General features: G+C 61.7%; 22 protein-coding genes and 1 pseudogene. 14 read left to right on the top strand and 9 right to left on the bottom strand.

Features of this window, described 5'->3' with window-relative positions:
• The first annotated feature begins 218 nt into the window (after positions 1–218).
• The 4 genes from KGJ62_11900 (at position 219) to KGJ62_11885 (ending at position 3,608) form a co-directional block, all read left to right on the top strand.
• Entirely contained in the window at positions 219–1,031 is an 813-nt protein-coding gene (locus KGJ62_11900) for a hypothetical protein (protein ID MDE2127282.1), read from the top strand.
• A 353-nt stretch (positions 1,032–1,384) separates the two neighbouring features.
• Entirely contained in the window at positions 1,385–1,816 is a 432-nt protein-coding gene (locus tag KGJ62_11895; GenBank protein MDE2127281.1) for a hypothetical protein, read from the top strand.
• A 329-nt stretch (positions 1,817–2,145) separates the two neighbouring features.
• Positions 2,146–2,703, top strand: coding sequence for an RHS repeat-associated core domain-containing protein (locus tag KGJ62_11890; protein ID MDE2127280.1), 558 nt, complete (start codon positions 2,146–2,148; stop codon positions 2,701–2,703).
• A 593-nt stretch (positions 2,704–3,296) separates the two neighbouring features.
• A complete protein-coding gene (locus KGJ62_11885; protein MDE2127279.1) occupies positions 3,297–3,608 on the top strand; it encodes a transposase in 312 nt (103 codons plus the stop codon).
• Between the two features lie 512 nt (positions 3,609–4,120).
• On the opposite strand, the gene KGJ62_11880 is transcribed toward KGJ62_11885, so the two are convergent.
• Complete coding sequence (locus KGJ62_11880) at positions 4,121–5,140, bottom strand: phosphoglycerate dehydrogenase (GenBank protein MDE2127278.1); 1,020 nt, start codon at positions 5,138–5,140, stop codon at positions 4,121–4,123.
• Positions 5,141–5,263: 123 nt separating this feature from the next.
• On the opposite strand from KGJ62_11880, the gene KGJ62_11875 reads away from it, so the two are divergent.
• The 6 genes from KGJ62_11875 to KGJ62_11850 all read left to right on the top strand — a co-directional run bounded on the left by KGJ62_11875 (position 5,264) and on the right by KGJ62_11850 (position 12,391).
• On the top strand, positions 5,264–6,589 hold the full coding sequence (locus KGJ62_11875) for an extracellular solute-binding protein (GenBank protein ID MDE2127277.1): 1,326 nt from the start codon (positions 5,264–5,266) through the stop codon (positions 6,587–6,589).
• Positions 6,574–7,482, top strand: a complete 909-nt coding sequence (locus KGJ62_11870) for a sugar ABC transporter permease (protein MDE2127276.1) — start codon at positions 6,574–6,576, stop codon at positions 7,480–7,482. Before KGJ62_11875 ends, KGJ62_11870 begins: the two co-directional genes overlap by 16 nt.
• Complete coding sequence (locus KGJ62_11865; GenBank protein MDE2127275.1) at positions 7,479–8,417, top strand: carbohydrate ABC transporter permease; 939 nt, start codon at positions 7,479–7,481, stop codon at positions 8,415–8,417. Before KGJ62_11870 ends, KGJ62_11865 begins: the two co-directional genes overlap by 4 nt.
• A gap of 46 nt (positions 8,418–8,463) precedes the next feature.
• Entirely contained in the window at positions 8,464–9,312 is an 849-nt protein-coding gene (locus KGJ62_11860; protein MDE2127274.1) for a hypothetical protein, read from the top strand.
• Positions 9,309–10,304 (top strand): sugar phosphate isomerase/epimerase, encoded by a 996-nt coding sequence (locus KGJ62_11855; protein ID MDE2127273.1) that lies wholly within the window; start codon positions 9,309–9,311, stop codon positions 10,302–10,304. The genes KGJ62_11860 and KGJ62_11855 overlap by 4 nt, the downstream gene beginning before the upstream one ends.
• A 131-nt stretch (positions 10,305–10,435) precedes the next feature.
• Positions 10,436–12,391: a TIGR03960 family B12-binding radical SAM protein gene (locus tag KGJ62_11850; GenBank protein MDE2127272.1), complete on the top strand. Its 1,956-nt coding sequence runs from the start codon at positions 10,436–10,438 to the stop codon at positions 12,389–12,391.
• A 150-nt stretch (positions 12,392–12,541) separates the two neighbouring features.
• On the opposite strand, the gene KGJ62_11845 is transcribed toward KGJ62_11850, so the two are convergent.
• The 3 genes from KGJ62_11845 to ilvE are packed head-to-tail and all read right to left on the bottom strand — an operon-like array spanning position 12,542 to position 16,584.
• Positions 12,542–15,070, bottom strand: a complete 2,529-nt coding sequence (locus tag KGJ62_11845) for an ATP-dependent Clp protease ATP-binding subunit (GenBank protein MDE2127271.1) — start codon at positions 15,068–15,070, stop codon at positions 12,542–12,544.
• A gap of 2 nt (positions 15,071–15,072) precedes the next feature.
• The gene (locus tag KGJ62_11840; protein ID MDE2127270.1) at positions 15,073–15,633 is read right to left on the bottom strand and encodes a hypothetical protein; all 561 of its coding nucleotides are present in this window, start codon (positions 15,631–15,633) and stop codon (positions 15,073–15,075) included.
• A 30-nt stretch (positions 15,634–15,663) separates the two neighbouring features.
• The gene (gene ilvE, locus KGJ62_11835; GenBank protein ID MDE2127269.1) at positions 15,664–16,584 is read right to left on the bottom strand and encodes a branched-chain-amino-acid transaminase; all 921 of its coding nucleotides are present in this window, start codon (positions 16,582–16,584) and stop codon (positions 15,664–15,666) included.
• Between the two features lie 324 nt (positions 16,585–16,908).
• Here ilvE and KGJ62_11830 point away from each other — a divergent pair, with 324 nt between their 5' ends.
• The 4 genes from KGJ62_11830 to KGJ62_11815 are packed head-to-tail and all read left to right on the top strand — an operon-like array spanning position 16,909 to position 20,894.
• A complete protein-coding gene (locus tag KGJ62_11830; GenBank protein MDE2127268.1) occupies positions 16,909–17,859 on the top strand; it encodes an FAD:protein FMN transferase in 951 nt (316 codons plus the stop codon).
• Positions 17,860–17,880: 21 nt separating this feature from the next.
• Complete coding sequence (locus KGJ62_11825; GenBank protein MDE2127267.1) at positions 17,881–19,272, top strand: Gfo/Idh/MocA family oxidoreductase; 1,392 nt, start codon at positions 17,881–17,883, stop codon at positions 19,270–19,272.
• A gap of 18 nt (positions 19,273–19,290) precedes the next feature.
• Positions 19,291–20,088, top strand: coding sequence for a ThuA domain-containing protein (locus KGJ62_11820; GenBank protein ID MDE2127266.1), 798 nt, complete (start codon positions 19,291–19,293; stop codon positions 20,086–20,088).
• The gene (locus KGJ62_11815) at positions 20,088–20,894 is read left to right on the top strand and encodes a phytanoyl-CoA dioxygenase family protein (GenBank protein ID MDE2127265.1); all 807 of its coding nucleotides are present in this window, start codon (positions 20,088–20,090) and stop codon (positions 20,892–20,894) included. Before KGJ62_11820 ends, KGJ62_11815 begins: the two co-directional genes overlap by 1 nt.
• A gap of 103 nt (positions 20,895–20,997) precedes the next feature.
• Here KGJ62_11815 and KGJ62_11810 read toward each other — a convergent pair whose 3' ends face one another.
• From KGJ62_11810 to KGJ62_11790, 5 genes and pseudogenes are all read right to left on the bottom strand, one after another.
• Entirely contained in the window at positions 20,998–21,486 is a 489-nt protein-coding gene (locus KGJ62_11810; GenBank protein MDE2127264.1) for a hypothetical protein, read from the bottom strand.
• Positions 21,487–21,715: 229 nt separating this feature from the next.
• A complete protein-coding gene (locus tag KGJ62_11805) occupies positions 21,716–22,006 on the bottom strand; it encodes a hypothetical protein (protein MDE2127263.1) in 291 nt (96 codons plus the stop codon).
• Entirely contained in the window at positions 22,006–23,097 is a 1,092-nt protein-coding gene (locus KGJ62_11800; GenBank protein MDE2127262.1) for an ABC transporter ATP-binding protein, read from the bottom strand. Before KGJ62_11800 ends, KGJ62_11805 begins: the two co-directional genes overlap by 1 nt.
• A complete protein-coding gene (locus tag KGJ62_11795) occupies positions 23,098–24,078 on the bottom strand; it encodes a carbohydrate ABC transporter permease (GenBank protein ID MDE2127261.1) in 981 nt (326 codons plus the stop codon).
• A gap of 138 nt (positions 24,079–24,216) precedes the next feature.
• Positions 24,217–25,128: pseudogene (locus tag KGJ62_11790) on the bottom strand (sugar ABC transporter permease).
• Positions 25,129–25,259 lie beyond the last annotated feature (131 nt).

Raw genomic sequence — 25,259 nt, 5'->3', positions numbered from 1 at the left:
GCAGCGGCGTTTGCGTTGCGACAGCGACGGCGTTACGCTCGGTCACCCAGCCGCCCAGCCGTCAGCCGGAGCGACGCCAAGGAATCTGCTCCTGATTGTGCCGCGTCTGCGATGGTTCCGGCCACACTTCCGGAGCCAGTCTATCGCGGCGCGGACCAACGTCTGCAGACGTCAGTAACAACGTGGTAAAATGCGAACATGACTGCAATACCAGTCATATGACCGACTACGACGGCCAGCTCAAGTCGATCACGCAGGGTACGGCGGTGACCGGTTTCGGCTATGACGCTCTGGGCCGCCGCGTGAGCCGCACCGCTTTGGGCACCACCACCTCCACGCAGTACGCCGGCGGCGCGCCAGTGACGGAGACGCAGGGTTCGAGCTTCACCGCCGCGTACACCGTCGGCAACGACCTGCTGCGCCGCAACGGCGAATATCCGGCCTTCGACGCGCTGGGTTCCGTGCGCGCCGAAACGAACAGCTCCCGCACAGCCACCGCGACGCAGGACTTCGATGCGTTTGGCAACACGATCGCGAGCAGTGGCTCGACTTCCAGTCCATACAACTTCGCCGGCGACTGGGCTTACCAGAGCGACGGCGACGCTGGGCTGCAGCACGTCGGGGCACGCTACTACGACCCGCAGGTTGGGAGGTTCGCCAGCCGCGACAGCATGCTCGACCAGATACCGTACGCGTATTGCGGGGGCGAGCCAACAGATGGCGTCGATCCGAGCGGGCGTGCGCCCATATGGCTCGGCGATATCCTCCTTGTGAGCGGCGGCCTCGGATTGATCGGCGCAGGTGGGGTGTGCCTGCCCGCCGCGGGTGTCGCGCTTATCATCGTCGGCATCGTTGATATCTGGAAGGGTATCGCGGAGATTGGGCAAGAGCAGAGGGCTCGGCGAGTCGGCATGCCGTTTCCAGACGGCGGCGATCATCGCTTCTCAGCGGAAATGGAGTACGAGCAAAACCGCGACCTCTACCCGGACATCAAACCGAAGCCGGGCTGGACCATGCCAGTGCCCCAGTAGTACAAGAACCAATAGCTGCCATGGAGAACGAGACGAAGCGAGAGTTGTTTCGCATCCAGTGCGTGCTGTTTATCCGCGCACTCGGCGGAGGCCTCATTGCCGGCCTCGTTGGGTTTGCGATGCAGTTGCCCGGCCGCGCTTGGCTGGCACGAGTGTGTTTTGGGGAGCCGTGCCTTTGCATCGCGGACCTGGCTGCTGGCGTAGCAGCCGGGCTGCGGGCACAGCGCCAAATCGCCATGTTGTTCGCTAAGACGTCCGATCCGTTCGGGCTCGCGGCTATCGCCAGGCAAACAAGGCCCCGCTCGAGGCTTGCGGCACCGGCGCTCCTCGCAGTTTCGCGACAATTGATCCCCATGGAAGCAGAGCAGTGCGCGGAATTCGTTGTTCGCTATCCGGACGTGATCCGCCGCCTCCTCGGGGCGCATGACAGCTCGGTGGTGGCAGCGGCGGCCCGCGCGCTGTCGCTAGGCGGGAGCCCGGCGGAGCTGGCACGGGCACGGCGCCAACTCGGACGACGCGCCGCCGGTGGACAGGAGCGCGACGTGCCCGACCTTGCTACGGCAATCAGCGGCGCTGACGCTATACTGGCCGAGGCGGCCGCCGCCGCCCAACTGGCGCACCAGAGCGTTCGCGCGGTTACCGTTACTTCAGCAGGACACGACACCGAGATGCTGCGCCCCGGCGGTGTCGACCTTGGAGGATCAGACGACCTCGTGCGTGCCAGCGCGCCGACCGCACAGTTGCCGCAGCCACCCGTAAATGTGGGGTCGAGCATCGGTCCCTGACGTTCAGAAACGCGGACTGGCTCGAATCCGTACTCCATTTCGTATACGGCGGATCCGGTAGGAAACCGCACCGGCGAAACGGTGGGAAACACCTCAACCATCTTCACAATGGATAACGACGGCCAGCTCAAGTCGATCGCGCAGGGTACGGCTGTGACCGGATTCGGCTATGACGCCCTGGGCCTCCGCGTGAGCCGCACGGCGTCGGGCGCCACGACCTCCACGCAGTATGCCGGCGGCGCGCCGGTGACGGAGACGCAGGGAAGCGCCTTTACTGCCGCGTACACCGTCGGTAACGATCTGCGCCGGCGTAACGGCGAGTACCCGGCATTCGATGGCTTGGCTCAGCCCGCGCCGAAACCAACAGTTCCGGCACAGCCACGGCGACGCAGGACTTCGATGCCTTTGGCAACACGATCGCGAGCAGCGGCAGCACCAGCAGTCCGTACAACTTCGCGGGCGGCTGGGCGTACCAGAGCGACGGGGACGCGGGGCTGCAGCATGGTGGAGTACGCTACTACGACCCGCAGGTTGGGCGGTTCGCCAGCCGCGACAGCATGCTGGACCAGATACCGTACGCGTATTGCGGGGGCGAGCCGAACGACTACGTGGACCCGGGCGGACACGAGATCGACTGGAAGGGCGCGTTCGAAACAGGCATGGCCCGGCTAGGCGGCGTCGCGTTCTCGCCCCTCGGACCCGCCGGAGCGGTCGGCGGCCCGGTCGTAGGCTTACTCGTCGGAGATGTGCCCTGGGATCGCTTCACCACCGACCCAGTCCCCGAACCGTCCCCCTTCGGGCCCGGTCCGTGGCCGTACAACGGCCTTATCCGAATAGAGGCGCCGCCGTCTTTAGCGTGGCTTGATGAAGGCCGCGGTAACCTTTAGCGCGTTGATCGGAGCGCAGATGGGACAGGTACGCAAGGATGCGAACGCAAAATTGCCGGGGACCGGATGCCACCACTGGTGGTGGCCACTGGTGGCGGAAGCGCAGGCGTAGCCGCTGGCTGGCGGTGCCGGTGGTCACCGTAGTGGGGTACCCGGCGGTGTGGGCGACCTATTCCGTCATTCTGTGCGTTCGCACGGGGCACTTGCTCGTAGCGAGGCCGCCTGTGGCGCCGTGGTTGTGGCTTCTGGTCGCGCCCACAAGTGCTACCGCGGCCGCCATCGTACTGAACATCCTCTCGCCTGAAGACAGGCACTCAGATTTGACCCAATAGCCGAATTTCCGCCGTTACGATGCCGCGAAGCGAATAGCTGTGCATGCATCTGGTCGTTTGCTCCACTATAATCCCACGACCTTTCGGTAATTCTCAGTTGACCGGGAGAGCGCAATTTCGGCCGATGCTGCAGGATGAAAACAGCCGCTCAGCTGTGACCCACTAACAGGCATTTAGAATTGACCCACCCTCCGGGTTCTGGCGGGATCGGATGCCCCATCCGGTTGTATGCTGGTCCAAATTCAGTCAATGGAACCGGCTATGGTCAACCTGGAGGAATCGATGAACATCAAAGATATGCATCGACAGGGCTATTCCATTCGGATGATCGCCCAGTTGACGTGTGACGCTCGAAACACGGTGAATCGCAAGCTCAAAGTAAAGGAGCCTACGCTCTTTTGCGGCCCCGCGCCGCGCATCGACCCGCACAAGGCGTACATCCGGGCCCGCTTTACCGAGTGCGGGCTCTCGGCGGTGCGTCTGCTCGAAGAGATCGGACGTATGGGCTACACCGGAGCCGTTGACCGATTCCGGCGCTTCGTCCGCACGTCCCTGTGTGTCCATATAGAATGAGACAGGTCACTGCATCGACATCGGCTGGGATCCAGGGCCGGGAAGGCTCTTTGCATGTCATACGCTCAGCAACCTATCGAGGGCAGCGGTCTGCCGCCCAACCTTCGGCGCTACAACGTGCACAACCTGCGCATCACTGACGAAGCGGACGCCTGCACGGGGCCAGCGTCCGTCGGCGCGCTCCTCCAGCGTGATTCTCGACGCTCAAGGGCTTCCGGAAGCAGAAAGCCCGCGGCGATTTCGGAGCGGCCGGATTGGAGGGACGGGCAATTGAAAATCGCCCTGCGTCCGGCTCCGTTGAATCGGGTTGCGTGTCGCGGGTGTCGAGGCAGGGAGATCCCTCACCTCGCTCAGGATGACAACCGGCGGTGGATTTTGTTGCGAGGATGTCCGCCCTTGTCGCCTCGGGTATGCCAACCGGACACGTTGGCTGCACGCGATCGATCCGACCGATCCGGACGGCGGTGCGCACGCCGCGTGAGCAACCGCTTTCCGCTCCGCCATCCACCCCCTCAACGTGCGGAGGCGAGCTCCGTCATGCGCAGCGACGGCGCGCTCCATACCTCCGGATTGCATGTGAACTCCGGCCGTTTGCCGTTCAGCAGGTCCAGAATCGGCGTAACGCTTGCCATGCTCATCTGCGCTACGCTTTCGACCGCGTTGAATGCATTGTGCGGCGTCAATACGAGATTCGGCGCTTGCCGCAGCGGTGACTCGGCCGGCAGCGGCTCCTCGCCGTACACATCGGTTGCGGCGCCGGCGATGATGCCACGCTCCAAAGCATCGATCAGGGCCGGCTCATCCACCAGCGCGCCACGGGCAGTATTGATGAGATAAGCGCTCGGTTTCATCATGGCCAGGCGCTCGGCATTGATCAGGTGGCGTGTTTCCGGTGTACTGGGCGCATGTACCGACACAAAGTCGCTTTCTGCAAGCAGCCGATCCAGGCTGCAGAAGGTTACATGGCGCAGGTTCTCAGGCAGCGCGCCGCTCCTCTCCAATTGCGGATCGTACGCCAGGAGCCGCATGCGGAAACCGATGGATCGCTCCGCTGTAGCACGTCCGATCGCACCGAGGCCGATAAGTCCCAGTGTCTTGCCAACCACAAGGGTTCCCGGGTACTCATCCCAACCACCGCTCTTCATCAGGCGGTCGCCTTGTGGAATCTTGCGGGCTGCAGCGAGAAGTAGACCGAACGCATAATCCGCCACCGCCTCGGTCATGGCGCCGGGCGTGTTGGTGACCACGACGCCGAATCGCGTGGCCGAAGCCATGTCGACCGAATCGGTGCCGACGCCGCATCGCGACACGTGCTTCAGGTTGGGGCACGCGGCGAACAGGTGATCGCCAAACCAGTCGCTGCTTGCAACGATGGAGTCACAGCCCTCCAGAATCGGCGCAAGCTCCTCCTGCGAATATGGTCCGGCTCTCGGTGACCGCACCACTCGGCAGCCCGCCGCTTCCAGGGCGTCGTTGGCCTTTTGTCCGTTGATCCAGAACGCGCGCGCAGTTACCAGTACCTTCCAACTCATGCTTAGCTCCCGCGGTCGGCAAGTGGCGATTCAACAGGTGGGTCGCCTGCGGTCATAATTCTATCCCTATGCCCCGGCTCCCTTCCGGCAGGAGAGCATCCTGCCGGTGGTTAATGCACGCCTATGCGCCGCCCAGCACTCCTTTTGCTCCTTCTGCCCTTGTGTCTGGCCGGCTGCCACCTCCAGCCGCCAGGCGAACGCCACAAGACTGAAATCGAAGTTGCCGTGTTCGAAGGTGGCTATGGCATATCCTGGCACAAGAGCATTGCTCGGGCTTACGAGCGCCTGCATCCCGGCATACACGTCAACCTGTGGGGAGATCCGCGCGTGGATGAAAAGCTGAAGCCGCGTATTCTGCGCAGCGATCCGCCGGACGCGGCGAACAGCAGCCTCCCATTCTGGAAGCTGATAGTGGCCAACAAGCTTTATCCGCTGGATGCGGCGCTCGATTCACCAGCATACGGCGCCAAAGGTACATGGCGCAGCACACTGGTGCCGGGTGTGCTTGCCGATTCACAGTACGAAGGCAAGACATACGCGATTCCCAGCAATCTAAGCGCCTGGGTCTGCTGGTACGATCAGCGGATGTTCGACGCGCATGGCTGGAGCGTGCCGCAAACCTGGGGCCAGTTCATGCGCCTGTGCGCCCAGATCAAGGCTGCCCATATAGCACCGCTGGCGTTTCAGGGGAAATACCCCTACTACGCCTGGGCAACGCTGCTGAGCCTGTATCAGCGAATCGTGCCGTGGCGAAATTACTATGCGATGCAGGACGCGCAGCCCGGCGCCTTTCTGGATCCCGGATTCGTTCGGGCGGCCACCATGATGCAGCAGATGGCCCTCAACTACTACGAGCCCGGCGCGCTGGCGATGACGCACACCGAAAGCCAGATGGAGTGGTGCAACGGCCGGGCGGCCATGGTGTTCTGCGGCCTCTGGCTGGAGAACGAGATGAAGAATGCGATCCCAAAAGGATTCCGCATGGCCTGCTTCAAGGTGCCGCCGGTAACCGGCGGGCTCGGCGATCCGAACGCCGTCTATGCCGGAGGCGGTGAGGATTTTGTTGTGTTCCGCGAGGCAAAGCATCCGAGGTTGGCGGCAGACTTCCTCAAGTTCATGGTGAGCCGGCAGAGCAGCAAATCGTACATTACCCAGCTCGATACGCTCTCGCCGGTGATTGGAGCAGCTGACGGGTTGAAACTCTCATCGGCTCTCTCGAGCGCCGTGACCGTGCTGGGTCATGCCGACCACCTCTTTTCCGACCGGCTCAGTGGTCTCTACCTCGATTGGAATCGCAACGTGGTGAGTGACGCTCTTGGCGACCTGGTCTCCGGCCACGTGACACCTCTTCGATTCGCGCAGCGCCTCGAGGCAGGTATGCAGGCGGTGCGAGCCAACCCCGATATCTACAAGCCGCCCGCGCGGGGAGTTCCATGGCAGCACAAGTAGCGCGCCGCGGCCGCCGGCGCGGACCGCCTCTACATTTTCTGGCCGTGTTCATCGGCCCATCACTGCTGCTCTACGGCGCGTTCGTTTTATGGCCTGCCATCAATGCCTTCCTCTACAGCCTGCTGCGGTGGGATGGGCTCGGCAAACCGGTGTATGTGGGGCTGAAGAACTTTCGCTCAATCGTCGCGCACGGCTCGCAATTTGCCGTTGCGTTTGGCCATAACGTCTTCCTCACAGTGGTACCGGGCGCGCTCATCCTTGCGCTGGCGCTCTACTTCGCGTTTGTCATCCACCAGCGCGTACCGGGCGCCCGCGTGTTTCGCATTACATTCTTCTTTCCAAACGTCATCAGTTCGGTCGCTATTTCGCTGCTCTGGATCCTCATCTACAGCACGGCCCAGGTCGGGCTGCTTAACCACGCGCTGCATGCCTGGTTCCATGTAAAGCAGCCGGTACCGTTCACTTCGGATCAGAATCTGCTATGGGCGCTGGTCCCGATGATGGCATGGGCGGCAACGGGATTCTACATGGTGCTGTTACTGGCCGCCATGGAGAACATCCCCGAAAGCTACTATGAGGCAGCCAGGCTGGATGGCGCTGGGCCCACCGTGCTGTTCCGCAAAATCACAGTACCCCTGATCTGGGATGTGATCACAGTTGGCGTGATCTTCCTTGTCATTGGCGGCCTCAAGATATTCGATGTCATCTGGGTGATGGATAACGGACAGCCATCCAACTCGACACATACCATGGCCACGCTGATGTACAGCAAGGTGTTTGAAGAGTACAACGTGGGTTACGGCACGGCGATCGCCGTCTTCCTGTTTCTGCAGGTGCTTCTGGCCACTCTTCTGAGCCAGCGGCTGATGCGGCGCGAGGCGCTGGAGTATTGATCGCACGCGTTGTTGGAGCCACTACTCGCGCCATTCACTTTGCAGTGCTGCTCGCGTGGTTTTGCGCGGTGGTCCTGCCCATGCTCTGGCTGGTCTCCACCAGTTTGCGGACCACACGCGCGATCTTCCGAAACCCGTTTGGCTTGCCTGAGGTCCTGGTCAAACCGAGCGCGGCAGCGCTGCACACCATCGCGGCAAACTATGCCAACGCATGGACCGGCAGCCATTTCGGCTGGTACTTTTTCAATAGCGTCAAGGTGGTCAGCATCAGCCTGGCGCTGATCCTCCTGTTGGGAAGCATGACCGCCTATGCGCTGGCGCGGTTCTCGTTTCCGCTCCGTGGGACGATCTACTACCTCTTTCTGGCCGGGCTGTTGATACCGATGCAGCTTATCCTGATTCCGCTCTTTTTCCAGTTCACGGATATGGGTCGTGCGCTCACCGCAATTCTGGCGCCACCTGTCAAGGCGATCGGCCTCGGTACGCTCACCGTGTCGCTGCACGATACACATGCGGGTCTCATTCTGATCTATGTGGCGGCCAGTTTGCCGTTCACGGTGTTTGTGCTCCACGCATTCTTCCGCACACTGCCGGGTGAACTGCGTGAGGCGGCCATGATGGACGGCGCCGGCGAATACCGCACCTTCATCAGCGTCATGATGCCGTTGGCTAAACCTGGTATCGTTACGGTGGCGATATTCAACTTCCTTGGCCTGTGGAACGAGTATCTGTTTGCCCTGGTGTTCATTACCAGTGACCGCCTGAAGACCCTTCCGCTTGGGTTGGCTTCCATAGGCATCCAAGCACAGTACAAGAGCGATTACGGTCTGCTATTTGCCGGTCTGGTCATCACAATGGTGCCGACACTCCTTGTCTATATTGCTCTGCAAGAGAAGCTTACGCGCGGCATCACCGTCGGTGCGCTGAAAGGGTAGGGCATATGCCGAATCGGGCTGTTGTAACGCTGGGAGTCCTGCGGCCATGTTGACTTTGACGCCGTACGCAGATCGGCGTCAGTTTGCCCGGGACGTCTCCTCGTTTCTGGCGCGCACGCCTGCCGAAAACTCGCTGATTGGCGGTATGGCGGCGGGCGGCCCGGAAAACGGGAAACTGCTGGAGGAGCCTTCCGGACGGGTAATGCTGTCCGTTGCGCGGTACGGTGAGGTGGAAGCAGTTGCGGCTGCCGCGAGCGGGATGCCGCTGCTGGTTACGCACGCGCGGTCGGACGTCCTTCGCATGGTGGTAGCGCATGTTTGCGCAGCGGCGGCTCGGTGCCCCGGCGTCATCGGCCGACCGTCAACCGTTCAACGCCTATTGTCGGAAGCCCGGGCCATCGGTGGGCCGCGAGGGCGCGTCCACCGTTCGATGCGGGTATGGAGTATCTCCGGCCCACCAAGACCGTCGGCGGTTACGGGCTATTTGGAGCAAGCGACCCGTCGTCACCGGGATTGGTGCATGGCGTGCGCGGGAGAGTACCTTCTCGATACGGTGCGCAGCACCAGCCGCGTCTCCAGTGTGATCGACGCTCTGTTCCGGGCACGTGGCTTGTGGCTGTGGTGCGATCCCGAGCCGCGCGCGATGGCGGCGGTTGTTGGTCGCTCGGCCAATATGACCCGCGTAGGTATGCTCTACACCTTGCCCGAGCACCGGTTGAAGGGGTATGCGTCCAGCACGCTCAGCGCGCTGGCCGCCAACAGCGCGGCTGCCGGGCTTGAGTGCTGCACGATCGTCGAGCGTGACGACCCGGCAGCCAATGGCGTGTGCCATGCATGCGGATTCCGGGCCGTGTCGCACCTGCTGCACGTCCGGTTCCCGGAGGCTGTGCGATGACCGCTGCCACGCTGCCGATGGTGCTCACGGCGTTCAGTTTGCCACTCACCATGGGTTGGCTCGACACCATCGCCGGTGAAGCGAATCCACAGCCGGCAGACTGGCGGAAACTAATTGCGATTGCTCGCGACGAGGGTTTGGCCGGCATCGAAATGCCGCTTCGCGACGTTGACCCCGGCGAGCTGCGCTCAGCACTTGCCGAGGAGAACCTGCGAATTATCGTTGATATTGGCTCACTGACGGAGGCACCGGAGGAGCAACTGCTTGCGGATTTGCAGACCGCCGCCGCGCTTGGCGCTCGCATCACCCGGACCACGCTCAGTCGTGTGCTCTGCGGCGAGCGCGGCAAACTGGAGGGCGGTTGGAAAGCCCGCATGGATTTGGCCGCCGATCGCCTGAGGAAGCTGCTGCCGGTTGCCGAAGGCCTCGGTCTGTGTATCGCGATCGAAAACCACCAGGACGCCGCGGTTGAGGATCTGCTCCGCCTGTTTGACGTGAGCGGACAGTCAACCTCTTATGGCGTTACGCTGGATACCGGCAATCCGCTCGCGGTGGGCCAGGATCCTGTCATCACTGCCAGGCAGCTCGCGCCGGTAATCCGACACCTACATATGAAGGACTACACGCTCCACTTTTGCCCGGAAGGGTATCGCCTGGTTCGGTGCGCGGCCGGGGATGGTGTTATCAACTTCCGCGCGATTCGAGAGGCGCTGCGAACCAGTGAACACGCACTGTTACCGGGCGTGGAGCTGGCCGCGCAGGCTACGCGAACGATACCGATGATCGACCCGGCCTGGTGGGAGGAGTTTGCACCTCGGTCCGTGCCGCAGTTCCTACCGGTTCTCCAACTGCTCTGGTCGTCCGGCCGCCCGATGCTCGAGCCATACGGCAGCGTCTGGGAGCGCGGTGGCAGCGCGGCCGCCGTGGCTGCCGATGAGGAAGCGCTCACACTGCAAAGCATTCGATGGTTCAAAGACCACGGCGGCTGGTAGCCAAACTGCATTCCGGCGGCCATCACGATTCTGCTCCGCTGCGGCCATGGGCGCGACGCGTCAATCGGCGGCTGCAATCGGGTGTGTTATATTAAGAGCGGACGTTGGTGCGGCGCAGATGGAAGGATGTAATGCTCAATCGTAATGATATGGACAGCCTGCTGGAGGAGGTGCTCCCGCGCGTTCAAAAGCCGGCGCGCTATACCGGCGGAGAACTGAACAGCATCACCAAGGACCCATCCAGTGTGAGAGTGCGGTATGCAGTCGCATTCCCCGATGCCTATGAAATCGGCATGAGCAACCTTGCATGCAGCATCATCTACCACCTGCTGAACAGTCGGGAAGACTGCTCGGCAGAGCGTGTCTATGCGCCATGGCCGGACATGGAAGCGGAGATGCGCCGCGTCGACCTGCCACTCTTCACGCTGGAGAGCCGGACGCCGCTGGCGCAGTGCGACCTCATCGGGTTCGCTCTTTCGTTTGAGCTTGGTTATACGAACCTCCTCAACATGCTGGACCTGGCCGGCATTCCGGTGCGCACGACCGACCGCGATGAGGCGCAGGTCGGCGGCCGGGCGTGGCCGATCGTCTTTGCCGGTGGCCACTGCACATTCAATCCGGAGCCGATGGCCCCATTTGTGGACGTTTTTATTATCGGTGAGGCCGAGGAGGTGCTGGTTGAGCTGCACGAGGTGTTCCTCCTCCATCGGAGCAAAGATCGAGAGGGACTGCTGCTGCGAATTGCGCAGATACCCGGCTGCTACGTGCCGAGGTTTTACGAGCCCATTTACTCTCCGGGCACGGAAAGCAGCGGTCGGCAGTACGACACCATGCCGCATCTGCTGGAGACGCGACCGCTGCGTGATGACGTGCCGCGACGTATTGTGCGCCGGTTGGTTTGGGACGTGGACGCGCTGCCGTATCCTACCAGCCCGATCATCCCATTTATTGAGGTTGTGCACGACAGAATCTCCCTTGAGGTGATGCGCGGCTGTACGCGTGGCTGCCGCTTTTGCCAGGCCGGGATGATCACGCGGCCGGTCCGCGAGAAATCGCCGCGGAGGTTGATGCAGCTTGCCGAGGAACTGATCCGCAATACCGGGCACGAGGATGTTTCACTGGTATCGCTCTCCACTGCGGACTATACACGCGTGCGGACGGTGGTCACCGACCTCATCGCGCAGCATGCCGGCAGTCGGGTTGGAGTGTCGCTTCCCAGCCTGCGCGCCGATCGTGACTGTGTTGAGCTGGTACAGGAGATCAACAAGGTTCGCAAAACCGGCCTTACGTTCGCTCCGGAGGCAGGTTCACAGCGGCTGCGCAACGTCACCAACAAAGGCGTCACGGAGGAGAATCTGTTTGATGCGGCGGATGCGGCGTTCCAAAACGGCTGGCAGCGCATCAAGCTCTACTTTATGGTTTCACTACCCACCGAAACCGACGATGACGTGCTGGCGATCGGCCAACTTGCCGCGCAATGCGCTGCCATCGCGCGCAAACATGGCGTTCGGGCGCCTATCATCAATATCGGCGTTTCGGCGTTTGTACCTAAGCCGAACACGCCGTGGCAGTGGCACGGCCAGGATACGCGGGAGGAGATTGACCGTAAGCAGAAACTGCTCAAGCGGTCAATTCGCGATCGAGCCGTGGCTTACCGCCCGAACGACGCGAGCTGTGCGGTGCTTGAGGCGGCGCTTTCGCTGGGTGATCGGCGAGTGGCGGCTGTGATCGAACGGGCATGGCGCGCCGGCGCGCGATTTGACGCCTGGGACGAGTATCTGGATATGGATCGCTGGATGAGCGCGTTTGAGCAAACGGGCGTTGACGTCGCGTTCTATGCGCATCGGATGAAGGCGCATGAAGAAGCCCTGGCGTGGGATCACATCGACTGTGGCGTCTCGAAAGCCTACCTGCGGGCAGAGGACAAGCGGTCACGCGCGGAGCAGTTGACGCCCGACTGCCATACCGCACCATGTACATTTTGCAATGCGTGTGATCGGGGGCTCATTGAACGCGCGGCCGTGCAGCGAGGCGCCGACCTTGCGGAGCGGCAGGCAGCCGTGCTGAGGCTGACCGCTGTGGAATAGCGGTCGATTGGTGTGACGGACGGTGGATTTGGCGGAAGAGCACGCCTGCCGGGGCGATAAGCAACCCGAACAGACGCCTCCGGTTTGCGACCCGCAGCCAGGGCGGGCGCGCACCGGAGGCGTTCTGAAGATGCGAGTCGATACCTCCCGTCAGCTTACGGTCGCAGGCTCGTCCAGCGGCGGCAGCCCGCCGTCGTTCGGCGGATCATCCGCGCTGGGCATGCCCTCATCGATCTTGGGCGGCCGCGCGTGGAACGCAACCTTGCCATCCTCCATCTCGCCGAATATCGTGTCGCCGGGCCGCAGCGTTCCCCGCAACACCTCTTCGGCCAGCGGATCTTCAACGAGCCGCTGAACCGCCCGCCGCAGCGGTCGCGCGCCCATCGTGGTATCGAAGCCTTCGTTCGCCAGAAACTCTTTGACCTCCGGAGTGACTTCCAGCGTAAAGCCTTGCGTTTGCACCTGCTTGTTTACACGTGCCAGCATCAGGTCCACGATCTGGAAAATCTCGTCGGCGGAGAGCGGATGGAATACGATCACTTCGTCCACGCGATTGAGGAATTCGGGTCGGAAGACCTTTTTCATCTCTTCCATCACCCGATTCTTCATGCCCTCGTACAACTTGCTGTCTTCACCGCGCCGTTCGAGGTCGGCGCGGATTCCCATTGTGCGTTCGCCCTGAATGGCGCGCGCGCCGATATTGGAGGTCATGATGAGCACGGTATTCTTGAAATCGACAACGCGGCCCTGCGAATCGGTGAGCCGACCATCTTCCGCCACCTGCAGCAGGATGTTGAAGACCTCGGGATGAGCCTTCTCGATTTCATCCAGCAGCACCACGGCGTACGGGTTGCGGCGCACGGCCTCGGTCAGCTGGCCGCCTTCATCGTAGCCCACATATCCGGGTGGCGCTCCGACCAGGCGCGACACCGCGAACCGCTCCATATACTCGCTCATATCGATGCGGATCAGATTGGCTTCCGAGTCGAACAGAAACTGCGACAAAGCTCGCGCCAGCTCGGTTTTGCCTACGCCGGTGGGACCGAGAAAAATAAAGGTGCCCATCGGTCGCTTCGGGTCCTTCATTCCGCTGCGTGAGCGGCGGACAGCGCGGCTAACTGCCACAATGGCTTCGTGCTGGCCGATGATGCGCTTGTGCACCTCATCCTCCATGCGAAGCAGCTTCTGTGTTTCGGCCTCCACCAGCCGGCTGACTGGAATGCCGGTCCAGCTCTGGACGATCCGGGCGACTTCATCCTCATCAACAACGCGGGCCAGGTTTTCTCGATTGCTGTGCCACTCCAGTTCCAAATTTGCGATGCTCGTCTTGAGCGTGGCCGCTTCTTCTTCATAGTTCGGCGCACCTGGTTCCCAGCCGGCGGTGTCGCCGGCCGCCAGGGCCTTCTCAACCTCGGCCAGACGCGACTTCGCCACACGGAGTTCCACGGGTGGCAAGGCGTATTGCAGTCTCACGCGGCTGGCTGCCTCGTCGATGAGGTCGATAGCCTTGTCAGGCAGAAAGCGGTCGGTGATGTAACGTTCGGCGAGCAACGCCGCAGCTTTGAGCGCCGCATCGGTAATCTTAACGTGATGGTGAGCCTCATACCGGTCTCGGAGGCCCCGCAGGATCTCCACCGATTCCTCAACCGACGGCTCCGAAACCTTCACGGGCTGAAACCGGCGCTGAAGCGCTGCGTCACGCTCGATGTACTTGCGGAACTCATCGAGCGTTGTCGCTCCGATGCACTGCAGTTCGCCACGGGCCAGCGCCGGCTTCATGATATTGGAGGCGTCGATCGCACCCTCCGCGGCGCCGGCGCCCACCAGTGTGTGGAGTTCGTCAACGAACAGCACTACCTCGCCGGCGGCCTTGCGGACCTCCTCCATCACCCGCTTCATTCGCTCTTCAAACTCACCACGATATTTGGTTCCCGCCACCAGGCCGGCGAGATCGAGCGACACAATGCGGCGGTCCTTCAGAGTGTCCGGGATGTCGCCGGCAATAATCCGCTGCGCCAGACCCTCGGCGATGGCGGTCTTGCCAACGCCCGGCTCGCCCAGCAGCACCGGATTGTTCTTGGTGCGCCGGCTGAGGATCTGAATGACGCGCTCAATCTCCGTGTTGCGGCCAACAACCGGATCCAGTTTCTCATTGCGGGCAAGGTCCGTGAGGTCACGGCCGAACTCATCAAGCGTCGGCGTGCGTGAGCGGGCGCCCTGCTTCTGCCCGGTAGGCATACCGCTGTCGGTATCCTGCATGGCAAGCACTTCACGTCGGGTACGTTCCAGCTCCACGCTGAGCTTGGCGAGCACGCGCCCGGCAAGGCCGTCACCCTCACGAATCAGACCCAACAAAAGGTGTTCCGTGCCGATGTAGTTGTTATTGAGTTGGCGCGCTTCATCATAGGCCAGGTCGATCACACGCTTCGCACGCGGCGTGAGCTGCATCTCCTGGCCCAGCCGACCTTCACCGCGCGTTACCTGACGCTCAATCTCACTGCGAATCCGACCGAGAGAGACGCCCATGCGATCCAGGATTCTGGCCGCGACGCTGTCATTCTCGCGTACCAAGCCGAGCAGCAGGTGCTCGGTGGATACGTAGTTCTCGCCGAGGCGGCCGGCTTCTTCCTGAGCGAAAAACACAACGCGACGCGCGCGTTCTGTAAACCGTTGCCACATGGTTAGCTAGTTCCTTCCGTTGCCGCGGCTGTACCTTGAATTGCAAGCACGCAGGAGCGTGTACGCTCCAACTCCACGCCAAGCCTCGCGAGCACCTGGCTGGCAAGACCGTCCCCTTCACGAATCAGGCCGAGCAACAAATGCTCCGTGCCGATGTAATCGTTATTGCACCGGCGTGCCTCATCGAGAGCCAGGTCTATCACACGCTTTGCACGAGGCGTCAACTGCATCGCGTGCTCCAGGCGGCCTTCACCACGTGTTACCAGGTGCTCAATTTCGCTACGAACGCGGCCCGGCGAAACGCCCATTCCTTCGAGTATCCTCATCGCGACACTGCCATCTTCACGAACCAGACCCAGCAGCACGTGCTCCGTGCATACGTTGTTCACTCCGAGATGGCCGGCTTCGTCCTGAGCGAAAAACACCGCGCGGCGCGCGCGTTCTGTAAACCGATGCCACGTCGTGTGCCAGCTCCTGCCGATGCCCGCCGCTGCGTTCCGATCGTCAGCACGGCAGCCGGCAGGCCACGCCCGGACTCCGCGCAACTCTCTATACAAGGGCATGAACACGGGAAAAAGTTCCCAATCGCTCCCTCAGGCGGTCGGCACCGTTGTGCCTTGCGCTCTTGCCAGAGTCTGAAAACGTTCCATTAGCCGCTTTGTTACATCGCCCGCTACCCCTGAGCCGATTCTCCTGTTGTCGCACATGGCAACCGGGACGATCTCGGCCGCTGTGCCGGTAAGGAAGACCTCGTCTGCGTTCACCACATCATACAGAGTGAGCTCCTGCTCGCGTACTTCGATGCCGAACTCGCCGGCAATATCCATTACCGCAGCCCTCGTAATTCCAGGCAGCGCGCCCTGGTGCGTCGGCGGAGTGCGCACCACGCCGCCGGACAGCACGAAAATGTTATCGCCCGTGGCCTCAGCCACATTGCCTTGCATGTTCAGCATCAGAGCCTCACCTGCGCCAACCCGCGCTGCCTCTTGCTTCGCCATGATATTGTTGACGTAACGGCCAAGGGATTTGATCTGCGGGTCCACGCAGACGGAGGGTGGAACGCGTGTTGACGCCGTTATCACGTCAAGGCCATTCACATACATCTCAGGCGCATAGAGCCGCATTCGCGCGTTGGTGGAGATCGCGATCGTGGGCGTAAGATCGATGTGCGAAGGATCGAGGCCCAAACCGATGCCGCGCGATACCGTGACGCGGATGTAACCTGAAGCTAGCCGGTTTGTGGCAACCGTGGCCACGATAGCATCCGTGATGGCTTGCCGCGTTGTCTTGAGATCGATGCCAAGCGCCTTGGCGCTGCGGAAGAGCCGGGCAACGTGATCATCCAGCCGGAAGATATTGCCTTCGTAAACGCGGATACCTTCGAACGCGCCATCTCCGTACAAAAACCCATGGTCGTAAATCGAAACGGAGGCCTCCGCGAACGGTGTGAGCCGGCCGTTAAGATGGACATATTCCGTTGCCGTTGGAGCCGTAGCACGCTCTGCAATCGTCATCAACAATCCTCCTGGATCGGGCCAACGCGCCGCCCCGCTCATGGGCGGCAATGCCACATTTCCTCTCGCAAAGTATACCTCAGGCCGCCGGCAAGGGCCGGATGCCACGTGTCGGAACAAGCGCACCTGCTAACAGGCGCAGGGATTTCACCGGGCTTATCGTAACTCTACGCGAGCGCTTCTGCTTTCAGCTCGTCTCACGCAGCCGGCACGCGCCGGCGGGTGCGCATCCTGTCTCGCTGGTCTACAGCACCGTGCGTATCGACCTTGCCCCTCTTGACCTTGAAACCGACACACGTGTCGAATGCCCGAACGGATGACGTGATGGCCGATCGGCCGATAGTTGGTACCAGCTTCAGGCGCTGCACTTCGCGTGTGATGGGCTCTGAGGCGCAGGTGGTGCTGCCGGACACGGCTGGTGTGGAGATCGCGGAGGAGTCTCTTCTACGCCTTGACTGGCTGGATTGTCACCTCAACCCGTACAATTCGGAGAGCGAAGTCGCACGCATCAACGAAGAGGCGGCTGGCGGCTGGTGTACGATACCGGCGTGGATGGCGGCGCTGCTGGTGGAACTAAAGCGCTTGAGCGAATGGACCGAGGGAGCGTTTGACTGCACCTGTGGTCGGCTCCTGCGCATGTGGAACATGCTCCACGATGGCGCGACGGCCCACCACGTGGTGCGACAGCCGACTCACGCGGACCTCGATAGAGCGGCGGCGCTATCCGGCTGGCGCCACGTGGAGTTGGATGTGGTGGGAGGAGCAGTACGCTTTCATTCACCCGGTGTTGAGCTCAATCTCTCGGCGGCGGCAAAGGGTTACGCAGCCGACTGGGCGTGCCGGTATCTGAAAGCCGGCGGCGTGCCGGCCGCGATTGTCAGCCTGGGATCCAGTTCGATCGCGGCATTCGGGCTCCCAGCCGGCGAAGCAGGTTGGCGGGTGGGGCTGCCACCGAACATCGCCCCGGCCGATAGTATTGCACTCTGTGATGAAGCGATGAGCGTCTCGGGATCGGCAGAGCAGTGGCTGAGCGTGAATGGCCGGCGGCGAAGCCACATCATCGATCCCGCAAACGGGCGTCCAGCCCGGTACGGGGTGACGGCCATTGCGATCTGCAACAGTGCGCTTACCGCCGAGGCGATGAGCACGGCCGCAGCCGTGCGCGGTGACGCTTTTGCCGCACGCCTTGCCGCGAGCCTTCCCGATTCACGGCTCGCTTTGCAGCAGCGACCCGGAACCAGGGCCCGCTGGTACGGCAATTGGCGGCCGACCTGAGCAGAAGGTATAGCGCGGCACGTGGTCGAAATCTGTGGCGCAACCAGCGGCATCGGCCTACGTCCCAGTCTTTACACGATGAACACCCGTTACCGAGTCCATGCCGTCAGTCGACGTGAATTCATCCAGGAATCCGCGGCCGTCACGGCCGGAGCCTTTGCATTTCTCGCCGCAAACCACACGCTGGCTGAAAGCAAGTCGGGCGGAAGCGTAGCGCCGCTACGCATCGCCAGTATCGGACCCGGTTCACAGGGCCAGTTCGACCTGCGAAAAGCCATAGCGATCCCTGGCATACAGTGCGTGGCTGTTTGCGATATCTTCGAGCCGAACCTGAACCGCGCCAAACAGATCACACATCTCGGCGATCGCGATGCCGTGTCCGACTACCAGCGCGTGCTGGATCGATCCGACGTGGATGCCGTGCTGGTAACCGTGCCGCTGCCGCTTCACGCCGAAATCGCCATTGCGGCATTGGAGGCCGGAAAGCACGTGTTTTGCGAAAAGCTCATGGCCTACTCGCTGCCGGAGGCTCGACGGATGGCGGCGGCTGCAAAGCGCTCCGGCAAGGTGCTGCAAATCGGTCACCAACGCGCCTCGTCGGTTGGCTATAACCACGCCTGGGATCTGTTGGCGAACAAAAAGATTTGCGGGCGAGTGACCCATGTGCGCGCGCAGTGGAATCGCAACGGTTCCTGGCGCCGCACGTTGCCGAAGGGGCGGATCCTGGGAGACACAGGATTCTGGCACGACGAGGAGCACCTTGTGAACTGGCGTCTGTATCGCCGTACATCGCAAGGGCTGATGGCCGAGCTGGCGAGCCACCAGGTGCAGGTAGTCAACTGGTTCCTCAATGCCGTACCGACTGCCGTTGTGGGTATGGCTGGGCTTGACTACTGGAAGGATGGGCGCGATATCTGGGACAACGTGCAGTGCATCTTCGAGTATCCCGGTGGCGTGAAACTGACCTATCAATCGATCTGTACCAACCAGTTCGACGGCTTCTCGGAAGAGTTCATGGGCGACCAGGGCACGCTGATCACAACTTTGGGCCCGGGCAACCACGCGATGGGACTTCTCTACCGTGAACCCCGGGCCGAGACGCTGGACTGGGCGAAATACGCGCAGACCGAAAAGGACTCTCATGGCCACCTCGGGGTGGTGCTGGATGCCAGCGCGACCAAAAAGCTGGACACCGGGGTTCACATCGGCAAAGAGCAGCTGCCGGTTTCGCCGACAGGCAAGGACGCCTACGATTTGGAGCTGTACAACTGGGCAGCCAGTATCCGTGAAGGCAAGCCTGTGGTCTGCGGCCCGCAGGTAGGGTTCAATACGGCGGTCGCCATCCTTACAGCCAATGAGGCGATGCAAAAAGGCACACGCATCGCAATCCCAGCCGATGCGTACCAAATATAGCTTTCAATCGGAGGTTCGATGCCTCGACTAACCCGCAGGTCACTTCTGGCCGCCGGTGGATCACTTGGAGCCTCGCTCCTCATGGGCGCCGCCGAGGCCTCTTCGCCTCGCACCGTCGTGGTTTGGAGCGAGAGGACGGCGCCGCGCAGAATCTACCCGCACGATATCAACGCCGCCATCGCGGATGGGATTCGCGGCATGGACGGCTGGGATGTTGTCACGGCCAATATCGACGAACCCGCACAGGGCCTGCCCGACGAACTTCTGAACCGCACTTCGGTGCTGATCTGGTGGGGCCACTTGCGGCACGATCAGGTGAAAGACGATCTGGCGGCACGCATTGCTGCCCGTGTCCGGTCCGGCTCCATGGGCTTTATCGGCACGCATTCAGCTCATTGGTCCAAGCCGTTCAAAGCGCTGATGGGTACTGCGTGCGGCTGGGCTGGTGGTTATGTAGAGGATGGATCGCGACTGAACGTTGTGGTGATGGCGCCGAAGCATCCGATCGCTCGTGACGTCAGGGACTTTGTGGTGCCGCACACGGAGAGGTACACCGAGCCGTTCGACGTTCCGCCGCCTCAAACTCTGGTCTTCGACGGCATCTATACGCTTCCGGCCGGATCCACGCAGGAGTCGAGGCAGGGCATGACTTGGCAGATCGGCGCCGGGCGTGTATTCTACTTTCAACCCGGTCACGAAGACTATCCAATCTATTATCAGCCGGAGATACGCCATGTGTTCCGTAACGGGATCCTCTGGGTGAATCCGCGAAATGAGCGCCATAACCGGGCAAGCGCGCCGGCGGGAGGACGGTAATGGCAATCGCCGCTGAATCGGATGGCTGCCTGGAAGGACGTGTTGCCGACGCCGAACAGATCGCGGCCTGGGTTGAGCAGTTTCACCGGGACGGCTATCTCTTTTTGCAGAACGTTCTGCTACCGGAAACCGTTCGCGTGTTGAAGGAGGATCTGGACGCCGCCCTCGCGGAGCGCGAGGATAACGGCAGTGGCGTTATCGACATTCACTGCCGTATGTTTGAAATCAGTGCGGCCAATGTACGGCTGTTTGCCATGGAGCCGATCGTGTCATTCGCTGAGGCCCTCATCGCGACAACCACGCACGTAGTACACAACAACTCGTTTCGCACGCCGGTTGGAAAGGGCATAACAACCTGGCACCAGGATGACCCGCCGCACTTTCTGGTTACCGACGGCAAGCCGCCGACGAATGTACGCCTGCCTGTCTTGCTGTTTACAGCCAACTACTACCTGACCGACGTATTTACCGTGGAGAACGGTCCTACGCAGGTGATACCGGGTTCGCATCTGTTCGGCGCTTCGCCGAGCGGCGATATGAGCGGGACTGAGTACGAGCCCCGAATTGAATCCTGCCTTGGCGGCGCCGGCAGCGTGGTCATGTTCAACAATCAGGTGTGGCATCGTGGTGCGCCAAATCTCAGCACCGTTCCTCGCTACATGACGCAGGTTTCGTATGCACGCCGGCTGGTTGGTCACAAGTATGCGCCGTTTATGAACTACATGATGCCCGAGCACTGCTTCCAGGGCGCAGACGATCGCCTGAAGCGGCTGTTGGGCTTTTTGCCAAGCGGGGCTTACGGGTAAAAGCGCGGCGGCTACCTTCCGCGGGCGGCGCAGCAATAAAGGCTCCATCCGGAATGTGACCGGAGGAGCCTTTAAAGCAGCGCGTAATTTGATTCAGACAGGTTCAGCGATTGGCGACCAGCGCAACCCGAGTTCTGGCTGCCGGCTGAATAACGCGTCGCCGACTCGCCTGGACCGGATTCGGAGCGGCCAGCGCGTCCACAAGGTCTGCCACCGTCGCAGGTTCAATGGCTCCCGGCGCGGCAACCCGGGACACACCGGCAAGTCCGCCGATCCATTCGCACACTTCGGACGCCCTCGTGCCTGCAAATTGGCCGATGCCATACATTCGCTCCAGTGAGTCGCCGGCCCGCACCGGCATGCCCGGCGCAAGCGCCATCTGCTGCAGCGTTTGATATACGGCATGCAGAAGGTTCGGGTTGGCGCCGGTAAAGGCTGCCGCGAACTCAGCGTACCCTTCGCCCTGTCGCTCACGACAGACGCGGACCTGCTGGCTGCGCAGCTTCCACACCTGGGTCGCAAGGCCAACAGCCGGCAACGCCATCGCCACAGCGGCCAAATCGAGAGTCACGCGTACAAAGTCGCTCATCATGGTTCTACACTTCCTGCGGCACCCGGGAACTCCGGTGAAGACTGACTGCTGGGCACACTGTTCTCGCCCACACAGTAGTTTTGCACGCAGTATGCCACGCGTTTAGGGACGTGAGACCCGGTTAAGCCCACTCAGGCACGGCCTTATGGGCCCGCGGGACCGAGTGTGCGTGCGCTGGAGCGCTGTTTCTCGCCAAATCCGCGGGACCGATGCGCCGGTTCGGGTCGGCTCAAGCCGTCGAATGGTCCGGACGCTCGCCTACGACAGGCGGTTCCATTTCGAGCGTCACGCTGGCCGGCGGCCGCCCGTCAATCGTCGTTTGGGGGTTCCCACCGGCGCCATTGGCCAATACCGGCTTGCGGTGTGAGAAGACGCTGAAACCCAGCCACCCAACAACCAGTATCCCGAGTCCATGGTGGTACAGCACCTGTGAGTGCGCCTGGCACAGCGCCACAATACCTCCCAGGATGAGCGTCAGCGATATCGCCTCCATCGCTTGACCAAACCGGCCCTGCAGCATCAGCGGCTCACCGCCTCTGTGGTCTCCATATCAAAAAGATGGCATCGCGTGTGCTCAAACCGCACGTACAGTCGCTCTTTTGGTCGAGCGGTGAAGGTTGGCGCAGTCCGCACCTTGACGATCTTTCCGCCTATCACCACGTTCACAATATTCTCGGAACCAAGAGGCTCAACCACGTAGACCTCCGCCTCCGTAAACTCGGGCTTTGGCTCCACGCTGAGGGCAATATCCTCAGGGCGGATGCCAAGTACGTAGGATCCGGAGTCCGTTGCCCGCTCAAAGCGGGGAACCGCCGGCGACTGGATGGGTACTTCCGAAGCGCCCTCAACGGCGAACACGTGGGAGGCAGTTCGGAGCCGGCATGGCAGGAAGTTCATGGCGGGTGAGCCGATGAATCCCGCCACAAACAGATTAGCCGGCCGGTCGTACACGTCCGCGGGGCTACCCACCTGCTGCAGGATGCCGCCGTACATTACAGCAATCTGATCGGCCATGCTCATGGCCTCAAGCTGATCGTGCGTCACATACACGGTGGTCGCTCGTTGGTCGTTTTGCAGCCGCTTGATCTCGCTCCGCATCTCGGCGCGCAGTTTGGCGTCCAGGTTTGAGAGCGGCTCATCCATAAGGAACACCTGCGGCCGCCGGACCATAGCCCTACCAATCGCGACGCGCTGCATCTCGCCTCCAGAGAGCTTGCCGGGGCGCCGCTCCAGCAGCTTCTCAATGTGGAGCATCGTTGCCGTCTCGATCACACGTTCGTCCACTGTGGAACGCGGCATGTGGGCTGCGCGAAGGGGAAACTCCAGGTTCTGCCTTACCGTCATGTGCGGGTAGATGGCGTACTGTTGAAACACCATGGCGATGTCGCGCGCTGAAGGCGGCAGCCGTGTCACATCGTGGCCGTCAATCCGTATCGAGCCGGATTGTGGCTGCTCCAGGCCGGCAATGCAGCGCAGCGTGGTGGTTTTGCCACAGCCCGATGGGCCAAGGAACACCATGAAAGCGCCATCTGCGATATCAAGCGATATCTGGTTCACAGCCACATTGGCATCGAACCGCTTCACCAGGTCGATTACTTGAACTCTTGCCATTTACCGCTTTATTGCACCAAAAGTTACGCCGCGCAGCAGGTGGCGACGCATGAGAAAGGTAAACAGGGCGGCCGGTATCAGAAAGATCAGCGCGCCTGCCGCGATTGGTCCCCAATCGATACCGCCAGAGCCGGTGCGCGAGACGATATAGGGTGGGGCGGTGAGCGGCTCGCCGGTCGCCAGAAGCTGCGCGAACGCAAACTCGTTCCATGCCGTGATAAAGCAGAAGACCGCTGTTGCCGCCATCCCCGTCGTTGCCTGAGGCAGTGAGACCCGTCGGAATGCCTGAAGGCGCGAGCAGCCGTCCAGAAGGGCAGCGTCGTCATACTCGTGCGGAATGTCGTCGAAAAAGCCCTTCATCAGGTATGCCGCAAACGATACGTTGGTCATCGTGTACAGAATAACGAGCCCCAGGCGCGTATCCAGCAGTCCGAGAAATCGGTACATCAAAAAAATGGGTATCACGACCACGATGGGCGGCAGCATACGCGTGCTCAGGATGAAGAACAGCGCGTCTGACTTTCCCTTGATCCGAAATCGTGCCAGAGAATAGGCTGCGGTAGTGCCCAGAAGCAGGGCCAGCGCCGTCGCAGCCAAACCGATCAGCAGGCTGTTGAACAGCTTTACTGGGAATGCCGAAAGTCCTGTGATTCTTGCCGACGGGTCGTCGTTGAGGTGGTGAAACAGCAGTGAACCGTAGTTGACCAGTGTCGGATGGAAGATGAAGCGTGGCGTCAGGCTGTCGATCAGCACCGGCGGTTTCAAACTGGTGACCGTGATCCAGTAGATCGGCAGTAGAAAAGCCGCCAGGGCGCCAAGAAGCAGTGTGTTGAGGACCACGGAGCGGACCAAAGCTGGCGCGCGCGCCAGCAGCAACTGACCGACCCACACCAGCGCGACAACCGATGCTACGGCGCCGGTGCACCAACCAGCGACCGCAGCGTTCTGCACAAGCCACCGGCCACCACCCAGAACAAGCATCAGCGCTGCGGCCAGTCCGATTGCAAATGCGTCGGGGCGTTCGGCAAGCTTGCGCAGCCTGGTACCACGCGCGATGCGCTGAACGGTGGAGGACCACAGTGAACTGTCATCTGCCGTACCTTCGCCGCGGATGTGGGCCAGCCACTTCATGTAGATGTTGGAAAGGCCGATGATTACAAGCAGGATGACATACGCCAGCGCGCATGCGGCGCCGGTGTTGTGAAACTGGAAGGCCTGTTTGTACAGGCTGTAAGAGACGGTTTCCGTGGTGGAACCGGGTCCGCCGGACGTCAGGACAAATACGGTGTCGAAAAGCTTAAAGCAGTCCATCGTCCGGAACAGGAGCGCAACCATCAGTAGCGGCGCCGTCATAGGCAGCGTGATGTGCCGGAACTTGAACCAGACGGATGCGCGGTCGACCTCGGCGGCCTCATACAGGTGTGGTGGCACTGCGCTGAGGCCCGCCAATGAGATCAGCATTACGAATGGGGTCCACATCCACGCATCCGTAATTACCAGCGCCGCCATCGCGTAGCCTGGCCGCCCAAGCCAGCTGACCGGGTGAAGCGGGTTCTGAAGGTGGGCAGCCTGGAGGAGAAAGTTGACGAGACCCGTCGTGGAGTCGAACATCAGGCGCCAGAACAGGCCCACCACCACGGGCGAAAGCATCATCGGCAAGAGCAGCAGTGTGGTAATCAGCGCCTTGGCGCGGAATGCCCGGTGTAGAAGCAGCGCCAGGCAGAAGCCCGCTGCCATCTCGATTCCGACGGCGCAGAGCGTGAACGTCGCGGTTACCGTGAACTTCTGATGCGCGGACGGATCGGTCAGGAGCGCGGAGAAGTTTGCGCCGCCCACCCACACCGGCCCATTGTTGGAAATAGTGCTGTAACGGCAAAATGCCAGGTACAGGGACCAGACAAGGGGAAACACATTCATTGCGACCAGCAGAAGGATAGTCGGCAGCAGGAACAGGTTGGCGACAGACCTGTCTGAGAGAGCCGGCAGCCGGCGGCGCGCGGTCGTTGATGCTTCGGTGTCGCCGTCGGTCATCTTGATGGAATCGCCCGAGGGGATCGTACAGACAGTTCAGGCAGTATAACGGGCAGGCGAGCACAGCGGGCGCGCACGCCTCCAGCTGTTGCGGCCTTTGTTGAAACCGCTGCGGCAGGCGCCAACGCCCG

The sequence above is a fragment of the Armatimonadota bacterium genome, from assembly GCA_028871815.1.
Taxonomy (GTDB): domain Bacteria; phylum Armatimonadota; class Chthonomonadetes; order Chthonomonadales; family Chthonomonadaceae; genus REEB205.
Note: the sequence above shows the minus strand (reverse complement) of the source record. Positions and strands in the feature narration are given on the sequence as shown.

What these genes read in the sequence shown, in the direction of transcription:
- KGJ62_11900 (MDE2127282.1), top strand. Translation starts at nt 219, where the DNA reads ATGACCGACTACGACGGCCAGCTCAAGTCGATCACGCAGGGTACGGCG.
- KGJ62_11895 (MDE2127281.1), top strand. Translation starts at nt 1,385, where the DNA reads ATGGAAGCAGAGCAGTGCGCGGAATTCGTTGTTCGCTATCCGGACGTG.
- KGJ62_11885 (MDE2127279.1), top strand. Translation starts at nt 3,297, where the DNA reads ATGGTCAACCTGGAGGAATCGATGAACATCAAAGATATGCATCGACAG.
- KGJ62_11880 (MDE2127278.1), bottom strand. Translation starts at nt 5,140, where the DNA reads ATGAGTTGGAAGGTACTGGTAACTGCGCGCGCGTTCTGGATCAACGGA.
- KGJ62_11875 (MDE2127277.1), top strand. Translation starts at nt 5,264, where the DNA reads ATGCGCCGCCCAGCACTCCTTTTGCTCCTTCTGCCCTTGTGTCTGGCC.
- KGJ62_11870 (MDE2127276.1), top strand. Translation starts at nt 6,574, where the DNA reads ATGGCAGCACAAGTAGCGCGCCGCGGCCGCCGGCGCGGACCGCCTCTA.
- KGJ62_11860 (MDE2127274.1), top strand. Translation starts at nt 8,464, where the DNA reads ATGTTGACTTTGACGCCGTACGCAGATCGGCGTCAGTTTGCCCGGGAC.
- KGJ62_11855 (MDE2127273.1), top strand. Translation starts at nt 9,309, where the DNA reads ATGACCGCTGCCACGCTGCCGATGGTGCTCACGGCGTTCAGTTTGCCA.
- KGJ62_11850 (MDE2127272.1), top strand. Translation starts at nt 10,436, where the DNA reads ATGCTCAATCGTAATGATATGGACAGCCTGCTGGAGGAGGTGCTCCCG.
- KGJ62_11845 (MDE2127271.1), bottom strand. Translation starts at nt 15,070, where the DNA reads ATGTGGCAACGGTTTACAGAACGCGCGCGTCGCGTTGTGTTTTTCGCT.
- KGJ62_11840 (MDE2127270.1), bottom strand. Translation starts at nt 15,633, where the DNA reads ATGCCCTTGTATAGAGAGTTGCGCGGAGTCCGGGCGTGGCCTGCCGGC.
- ilvE (MDE2127269.1), bottom strand. Translation starts at nt 16,584, where the DNA reads ATGACGATTGCAGAGCGTGCTACGGCTCCAACGGCAACGGAATATGTC.
- KGJ62_11830 (MDE2127268.1), top strand. Translation starts at nt 16,909, where the DNA reads ATGGCCGATCGGCCGATAGTTGGTACCAGCTTCAGGCGCTGCACTTCG.
- KGJ62_11820 (MDE2127266.1), top strand. Translation starts at nt 19,291, where the DNA reads ATGCCTCGACTAACCCGCAGGTCACTTCTGGCCGCCGGTGGATCACTT.
- KGJ62_11815 (MDE2127265.1), top strand. Translation starts at nt 20,088, where the DNA reads ATGGCAATCGCCGCTGAATCGGATGGCTGCCTGGAAGGACGTGTTGCC.
- KGJ62_11810 (MDE2127264.1), bottom strand. Translation starts at nt 21,486, where the DNA reads ATGATGAGCGACTTTGTACGCGTGACTCTCGATTTGGCCGCTGTGGCG.
- KGJ62_11805 (MDE2127263.1), bottom strand. Translation starts at nt 22,006, where the DNA reads ATGCTGCAGGGCCGGTTTGGTCAAGCGATGGAGGCGATATCGCTGACG.
- KGJ62_11800 (MDE2127262.1), bottom strand. Translation starts at nt 23,097, where the DNA reads ATGGCAAGAGTTCAAGTAATCGACCTGGTGAAGCGGTTCGATGCCAAT.
- KGJ62_11795 (MDE2127261.1), bottom strand. Translation starts at nt 24,078, where the DNA reads ATGCTTGTTCTGGGTGGTGGCCGGTGGCTTGTGCAGAACGCTGCGGTC.